We start from the raw sequence: 15,988 nt of genomic DNA, 5'->3' as shown, positions 1-15,988 counted from the left end.
ATCTGCACGCGCGAAGGAGAGGGGACCATGACCCAGGCGAGCCGGCCCAACATCCTGCTGATCACCTGCGACCAGTACCGGTTTCCGAGGTTTTCCTATGGGGCGGACGCGGGATTCGACGAGCCGCTGAAGCGGATCCTGGGCTTCCAGCGCGAGGACGACGCCCACAACCCCTACGCCCAGTATTTCCCCGGCCTGCTGGCCCTGCGCCGGAACGCGGCCCTGCTGCGCAACCACACCATCGCCGCCAGCGCCTGCACGCCCAGCCGGGCGGTGATCTATACCGGCCAGTATGGGACCAAGACCGGGGTCACCCAGACCGACGGCCTGTTCAAGAGCGGCGATTCCTACAACTTCCCCTGGCTGGCGGCCGACGGCGTCCCCACCCTGGGAACCTGGATGCGCGAGGCCGGCTACACCACCCACTATTTCGGCAAGTGGCACGTCAGCAACCCGCCCGAGCATTCGCTGGACCGCTACGGCTTCGACGACTGGGAGGAGTCGTATCCCGAGCCGCACGGGGCGGCGATCAACAATCTGGGCGTCTATCGCGACGCCGGCTTCACCGACCAGGCCTGCGCCTTCCTCCGTCGCAAGGCCCTGGCCCTGAACTACAACCGCGCCCAGGCGAACGAGCAGGCCCAGGATCCCTACGCCTCCGGTCCCGACCTCGAGGCCATCCCGCCCTGGTTCGCGGTGGCCTCGTTCACCAACCCGCACGACATCGCCACCTATCCGGCGGTGATCGCCCAGGCCCTGCCGACCCCTGACAATTCGGGCACGCAGTCGATCTTCGGCCCGCTGACGACGCCGCTTGCCGGGCAGAAGACGCCGCCGCCGACCGCCGGCACGATCCAGATCCCGCTGAACGAACACGGCTTCCCGCAGGACTGCGCCAGGCCCTCGCCCACCCAGAACGAGTCCCTGGCCGACAAGCCCAGCTGCCAGCACGACTACGCCTACAAGGTGGGCCTGGCCCTGAACGCCAAGACCGGCTTCAACCTCGTCAACACCATCAAGACCAAGGTCGACGACAAGTTCCCCAACCTGCCGGGCCCTGGTCTGCTGGACGACGAGCGGTCGATCCAGGTCGCGGTCCAGCAGGCTCTGAACGGCGTGCTGCCGTTCCAGCTCAGCGAGGATCCCGAGTGCTACGCGCTGGGATTCCTGCAGCTCTACGCCTGGCTCCACTCGATCGTCGACGTCCACGTGGCGGCGGTGCTGAAGACGCTGGAGGAGACCGGCCAGGCCGACAACACCATCGTCATCTTCCTGGCCGACCACGGCGAATACGGCGCGGCCCACGGCATGATGATCGAGAAGTGGCACACGGCCTACCAGGAGGCCCTGCACGTGCCGGTCATCGTGCGCTTCCCGCCGTCGACCCAGGTGGTCGAGGACGAGCCGGGGACGGGCGACGGGCCGCTGGGTTGCACGCCGCGCCAGATCGACGCCCTGACCAGCCATATCGACATCCTGCCCACGGTGCTGGGCCTGGCCGGGGTGACGCCGCAGCAGCGGGCGACGATCGCCGAAACCCTGGGCCGGCGCCGTCCCGTGCCGCCCCTGCCGGGGGTGGACCTGTCGGGCCTGCTGAAGGGCGAGACCGATCAGGTGATCGAGCCCGACGGCGGCGAGCGCCGAGGCGTGCTGTTCATCACCGACGACGAGATCACCGCCCCGTCGCCGTCGAACGACGACCCGGCCAACCTCAAGTGCGACAAGGAGTTCGAGGTCTATCGGCGCGTGGTCGACACGGTGAACCAGGAGCATCCGGCCGTGAACCTGGCGCCGGGCCCGGTGCGCCAGCCCAACCATGTCCGCTGCGTGCGCACCGCCCGCCACAAGCTCAGCCGCTATTTCGACCCGTCCGGCCAGGCGGCCCAGGAGTGGGAGATGTACGACCTGGAGCGGGATCCCAACGAGACCGTCAACCTGGTGCAGGTGACGCGTTCGCCGCCGACCGCCCGCGCAGACCTACCCTCGCCGTTCGTGGCGGCGGCGGTGCAGACCGAGGCCGACCGGCTGGCGATGCTGCTGGCCGAGCTGGAGGCGCGGGATCTTTAAAAAAACCCCGCTCATCCCGGCGTTCGCCGGGATGAGCGGATCAAGGGATCAAGCCCGCGGATGCGCCTTGCCGTAGGCCGCCAGCAGGCCCGCGGCGTCCACCTGGGTGTAGCGCTGGGTGGTCGACAGCGAGGCGTGGCCCAGCAGGTCCTGGATCGCCCGCAGGTCGGCGCCGGCCCCCAACAGGTGGGTGGCGAACGAATGGCGCAGGGCGTGCGGCGTGGCGCGGTCGGACAGGCCCAGGCGGCTGCGGAGCGCCTGCATGGTCGCCTGGACATGGCGCGGCGACAGCGGCCCGCCGCGCTTGGCGCGAAACAGCGGATCGTCGGCCTGTAGGGCGAACGGCAGGGCGGCCAGGTAAGCGTCGATCCGCTCACGGACGATATCGAGCACCGGCACGAGCCGGGTCTTGCCACCCTTGCCGGTGATCCGCAAGGACTCGGCCAGGGGCGCGTCGCGGCGGGCCAGGGCCAGGCCCTCGGAGATCCGCAGGCCGCAGCCCCACAGCAGGGTCAGCACGGCCTCGTCGCGGGCCGCTTCCCAGTCCTCGCGGTCGGGGTCGAGGGACAGTTCGGCGATCAGGCCGCGGGCCTGGTCCTCGGACACCGGACGCGGGGCGCCGACCTTGAGGCGCGGGCCGCGCACCAGGCCGATGGCGGCGTTGGGCGTGTCCAGCCGATGGTCGAGCCAGCGGTGGAAGGCCCGGATCGACGACAGGCTCTGCGACAGCGAGCGCGGCGACAGGCCGTCGCGGACGTCATTCTGGGAAGGTGGCGGCTGGCGGCGGAAGGCCAGGTAGGCGCGCAGCTCGGCCGCCGTGATCCCGCCCAGGTCGGCGACCGACAACGCCTCGCCGCGATGGCGCTCCAGGAAGTTCAGATAGGCCAGGACGTTGTCGCCGTAGGCCCGCACGGTGCGCGGCGAGGCGCGCCGCTCGAGCGTCAGGTGGTCCAGCCAGTCGGAAAGGGCCGCGCGGGCGGTCATCGGCTCACCCGCGAGGCGGGGAGGCGCGGGCTCACAGGATCGGCCAGCGCTCGGCCGTGCGTTCGACGACGCGGGCCAGGAAGGCCACCAGGTCCGCGCCCATGTCGGCCGTGAAGCCTTCCGGGTCGGCCGAGCCGAAGGCCAGCAGGCCCTGGCGCGAGGGCTCCCACAGGGCCATGCGGACCAGGGCCATGCTCCTGATCTGGTCGATGCGGTCGCCGAACAGGCCCAGGGCGGGGGCGTGGAAGCCCATGCGGGCGACGCCGTGGTCGCCCATGGTCATGTCGATCTGGCCGGCGATCAGGGCGTGCCAGCCGGCGGGCACGCGGCCCGGGCCTTCCAGAACGACCACCCCGGCGGCCAGGCCGAAGCGCAGGATGGCCATCTCGTCGACCCGGCGAGCCAAGTCGGAATGGTTGCGGGCGTCCAGCAGGTCGATCACCGCGGCGTGGGTCTGGGCCTGGGCCGAGTGGTTGGCGCGCGCCGTGGCCTCGATCTGGCGGCGGACCAGGGCCTCGCGCTCGTGGGCGGCCGAGACCCGGGCCAGGGCGGCCGGGCCGAAGTCGACGATGTTGCTGGCGTCGGGGCGTAGGCCCAGGTCGCTGAGCAGGTCGGGATCCTGGTGCAGGAAGTCGGGCTCGGCCCTCAGGAAGTCGCGGACCAGCGCCGGGTCGACCGCCGGAAACAGCCTGGCTTGCGTGGCGTCGGTCATGGGGCGGGTCTACTCCGTTACACAGGCCGTCCCCATGTGTGAGGACCTGATCGATGAAGCCCCAGTTCGGTTAACAGCCGCTTGATGGTCGCCCGCCGGCTCTCGACCTGCCGGCGTTTCCAAGGCAGAACCCGATCGTCCCCATGTCAGGTCCCATGCCCCGCATCGCCTCCGTCCTGCTGCCCATGCCGCTGCCCGAGGCGTTCGACTACGCCGAGCCGGAGGGGCTGGACCTCAGTGTCGGCGACCATGTGGCCGTGCCGCTGGGCCCGCGGGTGATTCGCGGCGTGGTCACCGGCCTGCGCGACGGGACCGGCGGCAACCGGCCGCTGAAGCCGGTGCTGGAGCGGGTCGACGACCCGCCGCTGCCGCCTGGCGTCCTCAGCTTCGTGGAGTGGGCGGCGCGCTATTCGGTCGACGTTCCCGGCTGGCCCCTGGCCATGGCCCTGCGCGGCCTGCGCCATCCGGCCGCCAAGCCCGACAAGGCCCTGGTCCTGACCGGAACCCAGCCGGCCCGCATGACGCCCGCCCGGCTGAAGGTGCTGGCCGCCGCCGAGCAGGGGCCGATGGCGTCGGGCGCCCTGGCCGCCGCGGCCGGCGTCTCGGCCAGCGTGGTCAAGGGCCTGGTGGACGAGAGCGCCCTGGCGGTCACCTGGATCGAACCGGACGCCAGTTTCCCCCAGCCCGACCTGTCGCGGCCGTCCCAGGCGCTCAATCCCAGCCAGCAGGCCTCGGCCGACGTGCTGGCCGAAATGCTGGCGGCCGGGGGCTTCCAGGCCGCGCTGCTGGACGGGGTCACCGGCTCGGGCAAGACCGAGGTCTATCTGGAAGCCGTGGCCGCCGCCCTGGTCGCCGATCCCGACAGCCAAGTGCTGATCCTGCTGCCCGAGATCGCCCTGACCCAGGCGGTGCTGGCCCGCTTCGAGGCCCGGTTCGGCGTCGCCCCGGTCGAGTGGCACTCGGCCGTGTCGCCGCCCCGCCGTCGCCGGGCCTGGGAGGGCGTGGCCACCGGCCAGGCGCGGATCGTGGTCGGGGCCCGCTCGGCCCTGTTCCTGCCGTTCCGCAAGCTGCGGCTGGTGGTGGTGGACGAGGAGCACGACGGCTCGTTCAAGCAGGAGGAGGGCTTCATCTACCAGGCCCGCGACCTGGCCGTGGCCCGCGCCAAGATCGAGGGGGCGCTGGTGGTGCTGGCCTCGGCCACCCCGTCGCTGGAAAGCCTGTGGAACGCCCAGGCCGGCCGCTATCGCTGGCTGCGGCTCAGCGCCCGCCATGGGGCGGCCCAGCTGCCCGACATCGGCCTGATCGACATGCGCGAGACCCCGCCGGAGCCCGGCCGCTGGCTGTCGCCCCCGCTGGTCAAGGCCGTGTCGGTGGCCCTGTCGCGCGGCGAGCAATCCCTGCTGTTCCTGAACCGCCGGGGCTATGCGCCCCTGGTGCTGTGCCGGGCCTGCGGCGAGAAGATGAAGTCGCCCGACACCGACAGCTGGCTGGTCGAGCACCGCTATACCGGCCGCCTGGTCTGCCACCTGACCGGCTTTTCGATGAAGAAGCCCGAGGCCTGCCCGCACTGCGGGGCCAAGGACAGTCTGACCTCGATCGGTCCCGGCGTGGAGCGGGTCGAGGAGGAGGCCCGCCACCTGTTTCCCGACGCCCGGATCGCGGTGTTTTCGTCCGACACCGTGTTCGACGCGGCCGGCGCGCGGGCCCTGGTCGACAGCATGGCGGCCGGCGAGATCGACATCCTGGTGGCGACGCAGGCCGCCGCCAAGGGCCACAACTTTCCGAACCTCACCCTGGTGGGCGTGGTCGACGCCGACCTGTCCCTGCGTGGCGGCGACCTGCGGGCCGGCGAGCGGACCTTCCAGCTGCTGGCCCAGGCCGCTGGCCGGGCCGGCCGGCACGAAAAGCCGGGGCGGGCGCTGCTGCAGACCTACGCGCCCGAGCACGGCGTGCTGCAGGCCCTCAAGGCCCAGGACCGCGACGCCTTCGTCGAGGCCGAAATGGCCATGCGCCAGGAGGCCGGCCTGCCGCCGTTCGGCCGGCTGGCGGCGGTGATCGCCTCGGGGCCGGACCCTGTCGCCCTGGACGCCTATTGCCAGGCCCTGGCGGCCGCCACGCCCAATGCCGATGGCGTCGAGGTGTTTGGCCCGGCCGACGCGCCGCTGGCCCTGGTGCGTGGGCGGCGGCGCAAGCGCTTCCTGGTCCGCGCGGAGCGGTCGGTGGACCTGCAGGGCTTTCTCGCGGCCTGGCGGGCCAGGGCCAAGGTCCCGAACTCCGTGCGGGTGGTGTTCGACGTGGATCCGTACAGCTTCCTCTGACCCCAAATCCGCTCATCCCGACGAAAGTCGGGACCCAAGCTGAACCTCAGAAGGACCGTTGGGCGGCTGCGCAATCAGCGGTCGCCTTGCCGACCCGGCTTGGGTCCCGGCTTTCGCCGGGATGAGCGGAGAATGTGAGGCTAAACCGCCTCCTTCTCCAGCACGGGCTCGGGCCCCGGCTGGCGGCCGCGCAGCGGCAGCTCCGGGATCAGCAGGATCGCCACCAGCCCCGCGGCGATCACAACCAGCCCCGCCGCGAACACCCCGGTGATGGCGTGGGTCAGGGCCTGGGCCAGCAGCGGGTCGGCGTGGCGCGCTGCGCCGCTGGCGGTGGCCTTCAGCGCCAGGCCCTGCAGCGCGCCCAGGTCCAGCCCCTGGCCCTCGTTGGCTAGGCGGTGAGTCAGTAGGGCGCCGAACACCGCCACCCCGATGGTCGAGCCGATCTGGCGGAAGAACTGGTTGGAGCTGGTGGCCACGCCGATGTCGCGCACCTCGACGGCGTTCTGGGCGGCCAGGTTGAATAGGCTCTGGCCGGGTCCCAGGCCCAGGCCGACGATCGCCATCCGCCAGCACAGGTCGAGCAGGCTGGTGTGGGTCGTCACCCGGCTCAGCAGGCCGATGCCGATCATCAGCAGCACAGCTCCGCCGATCATCAGCGGCTTGTAGCGTCCCGTCTTGCTGACCAGCTGGCCCGCGGCGGTCGACGCGACGATCAGTCCGGCCATCAGCGGCAGGATGGCCAGGCCCGAGGTCGTGGCGTCCACCCCCAGGCCCAGCTGCATGTAGAGCGGCAGGAAGGTCACCACGCCCAGGAACGCCATGGAGATCAGGAAGCCGGCCAGGTTGGCGGCGGCGAACACCCGGTTGGCGAACAGCCGCAGCGGCAGCAGCGGATTGCTGACCTTGGTCTCGGCATAGAGGAACAGCGCCAGGGCGACGGCCGCGAAGGCGAACAGGCCAAGGCTCTGGGGTGAGCTCCAGGCGAAGTCGTGGCCGCCCTGGCTGAGCGCCAGCAGCAGCGGCACGAAGGCGGCGACCAGCAGGAGGGCGCCGGCATAGTCGACCGCCCCCGAGCGCCGGTGCTCCAGCGGCGGCATCTTCACCAGGATCATGAACAGCGACAGCAGGCTGAGCGGCAAGTTGACATAGAACACCCAGCGCCAGCCGGCGATCACCTGACCGCCCAGGTGGATGGTCCCATGGTCGGTGAAATAGCCGCCGATCAGCGGCCCCAGCACGCTGGCCAGGCCGAACACCGAGCCGAAGATGCCGGCGAACTTGCCCCGCTCGCGCGGCGGATAGAGGTCGGCGATGATCGCGAAGGCGGTGGTGAACAGCGCCCCGCCGCCGACGCCCTGCAGGGCGCGGAACACGATCAGCTGGACCATGCCGCTCATTCCGGCGACCTCGCCGAACTCGCCCGACAGGCCCGACAGCCATGAGCCAGCCAGGAAGATGGCGATGCCGGCCAGCAGGATGGGCTTGCGGCCATAGAGGTCGCCCAGCTTGCCCCAGATCGGCACCATCACCGTCGAGGTCAGCAGATAGGCGGTGGTCACCCACGAATAGAGGGTCAGGCCGTTCAGCTCGGCGATGATCCGCGGCATGGCCGTGGAGACCACCGTCTGGTCCAGGGCGCTGAGCAGGAAGACGATCAGCAGCCCGGCCAGGGTGGTCCGCCGCTCGGTGTCGGTGAAGGTCTGGGTGGTCATCGTCTTCCCCGCGTGTCGCCGCGCCGCTAGATGCGGACGCGACGAGCCCTTCGCAAGTCGGAACGCGGGGTGGACCAGAAGGCTTCAGGGTTCCCCACTTGCCCCCACCTGACCGCTTCGCGGTCTGTCCGCCCCCAGAGGGGGCGGAGCGCTCTTCCCCCTATGGGGGAAGACGGCCGAAGGCCAGTAGGGGGCAAGTGAGCGGTGGAGCGCCGTCAGCCCTTCTTCGCGCCCTTGCGCCGCGACAGCATGTTCAACCCCTCCACCCCGGCCGAGAAGGCCATGGCGGCGTAGATGTAGCCCTTGGGCACGTGCACGCCGAAGCCCTCGGCGATCAGCACCGCGCCGATCATCAGCAGGAAGCCCAGGGCCAGCATGACCACGGTGGGATTGTTGTTGATGAAATTACCCAGCGGGTCGGCGGCCAGCAGCATCACCGTCACCGCCACGATCACCGCGACGATCATGATCGGCAGGTGGTCGGTCATGCCCACGGCGGTCAGGATCGAGTCGATCGAGAACACGATGTCCAGCAGGATGATCTGGAAGATCGCCCCGCCGACATTGGAGATCGCCGCCGTCTTGACGTCCGGGGCGGACTCGTCGGCGTCGGGGTCGACATTGTGGTGGATCTCCTTGGTGGCCTTCCAGATCAGGAACAGGCCGCCGGCGATCAGGATCAGGTCGCGCCACGAGAAGGCGGTCTCGAAGGTCGGCTCGCCATGCGACAGCGGACCGGCCAGGCCCAGGTCGAACACCGGGGCGGTCAGGCCGACGATGAAGGCGATGGTCGACAGCAGCGCCAGCCGCATGATCAGGGCCAGGGAGATGCCGATCCGGCGGACTCTCTGGCGGTGCTCGGGCGGCAGCTTGTTGGAGAGGATGGAGATGAACACCAGGTTGTCGATGCCAAGCACGACTTCCATGACGATCAGCGTGACCAGGGCGGCCCAGGCGGCTGGGTCCGCGACGAGGTGAAGGAGTTCGTTCATCGTACCGATCTAAGCTCTGGTTCGGAAAACGCGCCACCGCCTACCCCTCCGTAGGCGCCGTTCATGCAAGGAACGCGACGGAGGCCCCCAGGCCTCGCCGAACCGAGAGTCGAGATGATGCCAGACGCCGCCAATATCAAGCCCCTGACGGCCCTTCGGTTCTTCGCCGCTTTCTGGGTGGTGATGTACCACTATTGGCCGAACCTCTCGGCGGCGGTTCCGCCGGCGATGATCGGCAAGGGCTATCTGGGGGTTGAGGCGTTCTTCACCCTGTCGGGCTTCATCCTCTGCCACGTCTATCTGCAGGGCGTCGGGAACGGGAGGTTCCGCTATGGCGACTTCCTGTGGAACCGGCTGGCGCGGGTCTATCCGCTGCACCTGGTCACCCTGGCGGGCGTCGGGCTGATGGCCGCCGCCGCCGGCCTGGCCGGAATCGCCGTCGACCAGAACATGCTGGCCTGGAGCGCCCTGCCGGCCAACCTGCTGCTGGTCCAGGGCTGGGGCTTCGCGCCAGTTTCGGGCTGGAACCACCCGTCGTGGTCGATCTCGGCCGAGTGGTTCGCCTATCTCAGCTTCCCGGCCTTCGCCTGGGGCGCCTGGCGGCTGCGGGCGCGGCCGCGCCTGGCCGTCGGCCTGGCCCTGGCCCTGATCGCCGCCCTCTATCCGCTCTTCCAGGCGTTGGCGGGCTTCCCGCTGACCGAGGCGACGATCCGCTGGGGCTTCCTGCGCATCGTCCCGTGCTTCGCCTATGGCTGCGCCCTGCACGCCCTGTGGCGTTCCGGGGCCGTCACCGGCCGGTTCTCCGGCCTGGGCGCCTGTTTTGCGGGCGCCGCCGTGCTGCTGGCCGTGCATTTGCGGGCGCCGGACCCGGTCATCGTCATGACCCTGGGGGCGCTGATCGTCATGCTGGCGGCCCTGGCCGCGGCCGGGTCGCGGTTCGCCACCCAGGCTCCGCTCGTGTATCTGGGCGAGATCAGCTACTCGACCTACATGATCTGCATCCCGTGGAAGATCCTCGCGGTCAACGCTGCGCTCAAGCTTCTGAAGATCGAGGGTGATCAACTGCCGCTCTATGCTTGGCTGTTGATTGTCGCGGCACTGGTCCCGCTGTCGGCGATGTCGTATCACATCATCGAAAAGCCGGCCCGCGAGCGGATGAAAGCTTGGGCAAAAAGCTGGGGACAGCGTCGACCTGCCGCGGCGAAAGCCGGATAAACAGACTTTTCATCTTTCCCCGTCAGGGTTATCCCTTAGCCCAGTGACGCGGGGGAGTACCCACAGCATGACGAAACGGACGAGAACCCTCTGGGGTTCCCTGGCCGCCGCCGCCATGATCAGCCTCGTGCCGATGTCCGGCGCGATGGCCGACGGGTACTGGCAATGCGTCCCGTTCGCGCGTCTGATGTCGGGCATCCAGATCTTCGGCGACGCCCGGACGTGGTGGTCGCAAGCCATCGGCAAGTACGACACCGGCTTCGTGCCCCGCGCGGGCGCCGTGCTCTGCTTCAAGCCCACCGCCCGCATGAACCTCGGCCACGTGGCCTTCGTCAGCCAGGTTCTGACCGACCGGGTGATCCAGGTGACCCACGCCAACTGGTCGATCATCGACGGCGGCCGCGGCCAGATCGAGAAGGACGTCACCGTCGTCGACGTCTCGCCGGCCGGCGACTGGAGCCAGGTCAAGGTCTGGTACGATCCGATCCGCGATCTCGGCTCGACCGTCTATCCGACCCACGGCTTCATCTACCAGAACAACCAGGCGGTCACGATCGCCGCCGCCACCAGCAAGCTGGCCCTGGCCCAGAACGCCGCCGTCTCGCTGGCCAAGTCCGCCGCCAACCAGGTCGCCGCCTCCGTGCGGGTCAGCTCGCCGCTGGACATGATCAACCAGGCCGCCGACTCCACCGACCGCATCGCCGCCCTGATCTCCCAGTCGCAGGCCTCGGGCCAGGCGCAGGACGCCGACAAGCCGCAAGCGCCGCGTTGACGCCGGGCGCGCTCTGGGCCATGCCCAGGGCTCGACTTCGTGGGCGTGAGCGAGGCTAGATCCACATGCTGAGGGTGCTGCGCCATGGCGCGCCGGGTTTCGAGCCGGGCGGCCTGACGGCCGACTGGGCTCTGCCCGCCGACGCGGTGTGGATCGAGCTGGTCAGCCCCACCCGCGCCGAGGAGGTGGCGGTCGAGAAGTCGATCGGCCTGCTGCTGCCCACCCGCGAGGAAATGGCCGAGATCGAGGCCTCCTCGCGCCTCTACCAGGAAGACGGCGGCACGTTCATGACCGCCACGGTGCTGGTCAACGCCGACGGCGACCTGCCGACCGCCGCGCCGATCACCTTCGTGCTGACCGGCGACCGGCTGGTGACCATCCGCTATGTCGAGCCCAAGTCGTTCGCGGTGTTCGCTGCCCAGGCCGAACGCCAGCCCAGCCTGTGCCCCGGCGGCGCCCAGACCTTCCTGGGCCTGCTGGACGCGGTGATCGACCGCACCGCCGACATCCTCGAGCGCACCGCCGCCGAGGTCGAGACCCAGTCGAGGATCATCTTCAGCCGGCCGCGCGGCGCGGCGTTCGAGGCCATCCTCAACCACCTGGGCCGCGCCCAGATCGTCAACTCCAAGGCCCGCGACAGTCTGGTCAGCCTGGCCCGCCTGCTCAGCTTCGCCTCGCTGGCCGACCAGTTCGAGGGCGACAAGGACCTGCGCGACCATCTCAAGTCGCTGCAGCGCGATGTCCAGTCGATCACCGACCATTCGGGCTATCTGTCGGGCAACATCACCTTCCTGCTCGACGCGGCCCTGGGCCTGATCAACATCGAGCAGAACGCGATCTTCAAGATCTTCTCGGTGTTCTCGGTGATGTTCCTGCCGCCGACCCTGGTGGCGGGGATCTACGGCATGAACTTCGCCCACATGCCCGAGCTCAACTGGCTGCACGGCTATCCGTTCGCCCTGGGCCTGATGGTGGTCGCCGCGGCCGGCCCGCTGCTGTGGTTCAAGCGACGCGGATGGCTCTGACCTTTCGGGTGAATTGAACGTTTCCTTAAAGGTGGCGTGACACGGTTCGCCGGAAAAGAGCGCCGTCTCATGCCCGCCCCCGCCCTGTCTGGTCGATCTCAGCCGCCGCTGATCCGCGCCCTGTCGCTCCCTGCGCTGAAGGCCGCGGTCGAGGCGCACCTGCGCTATCTGAAGGGGCTGCCGGGCGGGGCGCGCGCCAACCTCTCCTATGTGGATCTCGACAACGTCAACCTGGAGGGCGTCGACCTTTCCGAGGCCGACCTGACCGGCGTGCGCCTGGCCGGCGCCCTGCTGGCCCGCGCGGTGCTGACCCGCGCCACGCTCTACGGCGCCGACCTGCGCGACGCAGACCTGCGCGAGGCCAACCTGGCGCGCTGCGACCTGCGCGGCGCCTGCCTGCGCGGGGCCAATCTCGGCGGCGCCGACCTGTCGGGCTGCGACCTGCGCGAGGGCGTCATCGCCACCCAGGACAGCGTCGACGGCTTCCGGATCCTGCAGCACCGGGCGCGCCAGGGTGAGCTGGAGCACGCCGTGACCCGCGGGGCGCGGCTGGACGGCGCCCAGGTGGGCGGCGGCTTCGCCCGGGTGGCCGACCTGACCGACGCCGACCTGGCCGGGGTCAGCCTGAAGGGCGCCCGGCTGAACCGCGCCACCCTGGACGGCGCCAACCTGTCGCGGGCCAATCTCTACAACGCCGATCTGGGCGGCGCCTCGCTGCGCCGGGCGGTGCTGACCGGCGCCGACCTGGCCGGGACCACCTTCGAGGGCGCCGACCTGACGCAGGTGCTGCGCGCCCCGCCGCCGATCGTCTATGTCGACGACGCGCCCCTGCATGAGATCCTCGAGGCGCACGAACTCTACGTCGGGAGCGACGGCCGCGACGGGGCGCCGGCCAAGGTCCCGGCGGTCGACTTCCGGCCGCTGCGGCGGCTGCGCGGCCGGCGGCTGGCCGGGCTGTCGGCGCCGGGCGCGGTGTTCTTCGGCATGGACCTTGAGAACGTCCAGCTGCAGGGCGCCAACCTGGTCGACGCCGACCTGCGCGGCGTTAACCTGCGCGGGGCCGACCTGTGCGGGGCGCGGCTGGTCGGCGCCCGGCTGTCGCGGGCCGACCTCTCCGGCGCCCGGCTGGGCCCGCTGACCATCGCCCAGGGCCGGGTCCTGCGCACCGACCTCAGCCGCGCCGCCCTGCACGGCGCCGACCTAAGCGGCGCCGACGCCCGCCGCGCCCGCCTGATCGACGCCGACCTGACGCGCTGCCGGCTGGAGGGCTGCGACCTGACGAACGCGGAACTGCCGGAGGGGGTGGAGGGGTAGGACAGGCCGCGAGGGTCGGAGGGGAAGGGCGTTTGGTCTTGACCGAGACGGGCGCCGCCTGGAGACCAAGGGCTCGATCTGGCGCTTTCCCGACCTTATCGCCGGCCCGGGGCGGAAGGACTGGGCCCGTCCATGCCGACGATCTTCCGACCCCGCACATTTGCGGGCCGATGGGGCGACAAAACGTCTTCGACGAGCGTGAATTTGAGGACGGCCCGGGCCAGTCGCGATAGAGGTTCCGAACCGAGGAATCGGTGCGCCAGGATCTTGGCGTTCGGGGGAGCGAAATCGTGAACTGTCTGCCGACGAAGGCCGTGGCCGCCGCCGTTTTGAGCCTGTTGCTGTCTCAGGCCAGCCAGGCCGCGCCGGCCACCGCTCCGGTCACGGTGACCGGCGGCGCGATCGTCGGCTCGCAGGACGGCCCTCTGAACACCTATTTCGGGGTGCCGTTCGCGGCGCCGCCGGTCGGCGATCTTCGCTGGCGGCCCCCGCAACCCGTCGTCGCGTGGGCTGGCGAGAGGCCGGCGCGCGACTTCTCCCCCGCCTGCGCCCAGACGGCGACCTGGATACCCAATCCCAAGAGCGAAGACTGCCTGTATCTGAACCTCTGGGCGCCGGCAAAGGCCAAGGGCCTGCCGGTCATCGTCTGGATCCACGGCGGGGCCATGGACAGCGGCGCCGCCGCTGTGCCGGTCCAGAACGGCGCCAACCTGGCCAAGCGCGGGGCCGTCGTGGTCACCATCAATTACCGCCTGGGCATATTCGGCTTCTATGCGTCTCCGGAACTCAGCGCGGAGTCGCCCGAACATCTGTCCGGAAACCAAGGCATTCTCGACCAGATCGCGGCGCTGCGCTGGGTTAGGGCGAACATCGCGGCTTTCGGCGGCGACCCCGAACGGGTGACGATCATGGGGAATTCCTCGGGAGGGGAATCGGTCGCGCTGTTGGTGGCGTCTCCCCTGGCCAAGGGCCTGTTTCAGCGCGCCATCGCCGAGAGCGGCAACGATGCGATGCCGATTAGCCCGGAGGACGATCACCGCTTCGACCGCACGCCCGCCGCCGAAGCCAAGGGCTTGGCCTTCGCCCGAGCGGTCGGGGCTGAACGCCTGGCGGATCTACGCAAGCTGAGCGTTGGGGAACTGCAGAAGCAGGCCTGGACGCCGCGCGTGCATGTCGACGGCCATCTGCTGCGCGCCGACTTGACCACCACCTACCGCAACCACGACCAAAACGACGTGCCCCTGCTGGTGGGATGGACCGCCGAGGAGGGCAAGGACCTGACGGCGTTCTACCTGGACGCCGGCGCGTCCACCGCCGCCGGTCGCCGCGACCAGATGGCCAAGCTCCTAGGCTATCCGCCGTCCGATCGAATGCTGGCCGCCTATCCCGGCGCGACCGACGCCGAGGCTCTTGCCTCCATCAACCAGCTGACCAATGACTGGTGGGGCTGGCGAATGGTGCGCTGGGCGGCCTTGCAGGCCAACTACGGCCGCTCGAAGTCCTATGTCTACTACTTCGCCCACCGTCCCGCGGAACCGCCGACCCCGTGCTCCTGGGGCTGCGGCGCCGGTCACGGTGTCGAAATCCAGTACCTGCTCGACAATCTCGCCGTGGACCCGCGGGCCTGGACCGCGGAAGATCGGCGGCTGGCGAACCAATTGGCCGACACCGTGATCCAGTTCGCGCGAACTGGAAGCCCGGCGGGCCAGGGGCTGCCGGCGTGGCCGGCGTTCGATGGATCCAACGCGTCCATACGGGCGATCGGCGACGACGCCGAACTCCAGGCCCATCCGCTCCCGGACCTGTCGGCCTTTCGATAGCGGATGCAGCCTCCCCGCCGGACGGTATCGCTGGCGAAGGTCGCGTTTTGGAGGCGGCCCAGCATCTGGCAGTGACCCGAAGCCGCCCCCCAGCCCCCTACATCCGCTTCCTGACCGGCACGAGGTCCGGATAGACCGGCTCGCGGTTCTGGGCCTTGGCCTGGAAGGCTTCCAGCATGTGCGGCGGCGAGAACATGCCGGTCTGCCAGGTGGCGATGTAGTCCAGCCCGTCCCGGATCGAATGGTCGCGGGCGTAGTTGATCATCACCTTGCTGCCGGCCACGGCCAGGGGCGACTTGCTGGCGATCTCGCGGGCGGTGGCCAGGGCGTGGGCGACGACCTCCTCGTGGGTGGGCAGCACCTCGTTGACCAGGCCGATGTCACGCGCCCGAGCGGCCGGAAGCCGCCGGCCGGTGTAGGCCAGCTCCCGCACCCAGCCCTCGGGGATCAGCTTGCACAGGCGCGGGAAGGTGCCGACGTCGGCGGTCATGCCGATATTGATCTCGTGGATCGTGAAGAAGGCGTCGGCGCTGGCGTAGCGGATGTCGCAGGCGCTGGTGAAGTCGACTGCCCCGCCGATGCAGCCGCCCTGGATGGCGGCGATCACCGGCATCCGCGCCTCGTCCAGGCAGCTGAACGTGCCCTGCAGGTGGTGCACATGCCGGCGGAAGCTCTCGGCGGCCACGAAGCGGTCGGCGGGCTCGCCGCCCCCATTGACAAGATTGGTCACGCCCTCGCCGTCGGTGAACACCGACAGGTCCATGCCGGCGCAGAAATGCTTGCCGGTCGAGGAGATGACGATGCAGCGGGCGCGGGCGTTGTCGTCGATGTCGCGGATGATGGCCGGCAGCTCGTTCCAGAACGCCCGGGTCATGGTGTTGAGGGCCTCGGGGCGTTTCAGGCGCAGATGCGCCACGCCTGTCTCGATCTCGACATCGAAGCAGCTATAGTCTGGCTTGTCCGGCACGCTCATTTCTCCCTTATCGTTGATCAGTTTGTATCACGGGGGCGTCGGGCGCCAACGGGCCTTCCGTCGAGGGCCCGCCGCTTTCCAAAG

12 protein-coding genes are annotated in these 15,988 nt (G+C 70.0%); 7 read left to right on the top strand and 5 right to left on the bottom strand.

The annotated features are described in order from the left end of the window. The first annotated feature begins 27 nt into the window (after window positions 1-27). The gene (locus tag EV278_RS14525) at window positions 28-2,067 is read left to right on the top strand and encodes a sulfatase-like hydrolase/transferase (RefSeq protein WP_132092678.1); all 2,040 of its coding nucleotides are present in this window, start codon (window positions 28-30) and stop codon (window positions 2,065-2,067) included. 48 nt (window positions 2,068-2,115) lie between these two features. Here the strand turns inward: EV278_RS14525 and EV278_RS14520 are convergent, their stop codons facing one another. Both EV278_RS14520 and EV278_RS14515 read right to left on the bottom strand, forming a co-directional pair. Next, window positions 2,116-3,051 (bottom strand): tyrosine recombinase XerC, encoded by a 936-nt coding sequence (locus EV278_RS14520; RefSeq protein WP_132092675.1) that lies wholly within the window; start codon window positions 3,049-3,051, stop codon window positions 2,116-2,118. Between the two features lie 31 nt (window positions 3,052-3,082). After that, window positions 3,083-3,763 carry a DUF484 family protein gene (locus EV278_RS14515; RefSeq protein WP_132092672.1) on the bottom strand — a complete coding sequence of 227 codons (681 nt, stop codon included), beginning with the start codon at window positions 3,761-3,763 and terminating at the stop codon, window positions 3,083-3,085. Between the two features lie 155 nt (window positions 3,764-3,918). Between EV278_RS14515 and EV278_RS14510 the strand changes: the two genes are divergently transcribed. After that, window positions 3,919-6,081, top strand: coding sequence for a primosomal protein N' (locus tag EV278_RS14510; protein ID WP_132092669.1), 2,163 nt, complete (start codon window positions 3,919-3,921; stop codon window positions 6,079-6,081). A gap of 140 nt (window positions 6,082-6,221) precedes the next feature. Here the strand turns inward: EV278_RS14510 and EV278_RS14505 are convergent, their stop codons facing one another. Together EV278_RS14505 and EV278_RS14500 are read right to left on the bottom strand one after the other, a co-directional pair. Next, complete coding sequence (locus EV278_RS14505; protein ID WP_132092666.1) at window positions 6,222-7,793, bottom strand: MDR family MFS transporter; 1,572 nt, start codon at window positions 7,791-7,793, stop codon at window positions 6,222-6,224. 215 nt (window positions 7,794-8,008) lie between these two features. Beyond that, the gene (locus tag EV278_RS14500; RefSeq protein WP_132092663.1) at window positions 8,009-8,785 is read right to left on the bottom strand and encodes a TerC family protein; all 777 of its coding nucleotides are present in this window, start codon (window positions 8,783-8,785) and stop codon (window positions 8,009-8,011) included. 117 nt (window positions 8,786-8,902) lie between these two features. Here EV278_RS14500 and EV278_RS14495 point away from each other — a divergent pair, with 117 nt between their 5' ends. The 5 genes from EV278_RS14495 (at window position 8,903) to EV278_RS14475 (ending at window position 14,931) form a co-directional block, all read left to right on the top strand. Next, on the top strand, window positions 8,903-10,000 hold the full coding sequence (locus tag EV278_RS14495) for an acyltransferase (RefSeq protein ID WP_132092780.1): 1,098 nt from the start codon (window positions 8,903-8,905) through the stop codon (window positions 9,998-10,000). Between the two features lie 67 nt (window positions 10,001-10,067). Beyond that, the gene (locus EV278_RS14490) at window positions 10,068-10,772 is read left to right on the top strand and encodes a CHAP domain-containing protein (protein ID WP_132092660.1); all 705 of its coding nucleotides are present in this window, start codon (window positions 10,068-10,070) and stop codon (window positions 10,770-10,772) included. 65 nt (window positions 10,773-10,837) lie between these two features. Beyond that, complete coding sequence (locus tag EV278_RS14485; RefSeq protein ID WP_132092657.1) at window positions 10,838-11,797, top strand: magnesium transporter CorA family protein; 960 nt, start codon at window positions 10,838-10,840, stop codon at window positions 11,795-11,797. Between the two features lie 69 nt (window positions 11,798-11,866). Continuing rightward, window positions 11,867-13,111 (top strand): pentapeptide repeat-containing protein, encoded by a 1,245-nt coding sequence (locus EV278_RS14480; protein WP_132092654.1) that lies wholly within the window; start codon window positions 11,867-11,869, stop codon window positions 13,109-13,111. A gap of 290 nt (window positions 13,112-13,401) precedes the next feature. Continuing rightward, the gene (locus EV278_RS14475; RefSeq protein ID WP_243692204.1) at window positions 13,402-14,931 is read left to right on the top strand and encodes a carboxylesterase family protein; all 1,530 of its coding nucleotides are present in this window, start codon (window positions 13,402-13,404) and stop codon (window positions 14,929-14,931) included. A gap of 97 nt (window positions 14,932-15,028) precedes the next feature. On the opposite strand, the gene EV278_RS14470 is transcribed toward EV278_RS14475, so the two are convergent. Further along, window positions 15,029-15,904: a crotonase/enoyl-CoA hydratase family protein gene (locus EV278_RS14470; protein ID WP_132092651.1), complete on the bottom strand. Its 876-nt coding sequence runs from the start codon at window positions 15,902-15,904 to the stop codon at window positions 15,029-15,031. Between the last annotated feature and the right edge of the window lie 84 nt (window positions 15,905-15,988).

Source organism: Caulobacter sp. BK020 (genome assembly GCF_004342605.1).
Classification (GTDB): Bacteria; Pseudomonadota; Alphaproteobacteria; order Caulobacterales; family Caulobacteraceae; genus Caulobacter.
Note: the sequence above shows the minus strand (reverse complement) of the source record. Positions and strands in the feature narration are given on the sequence as shown.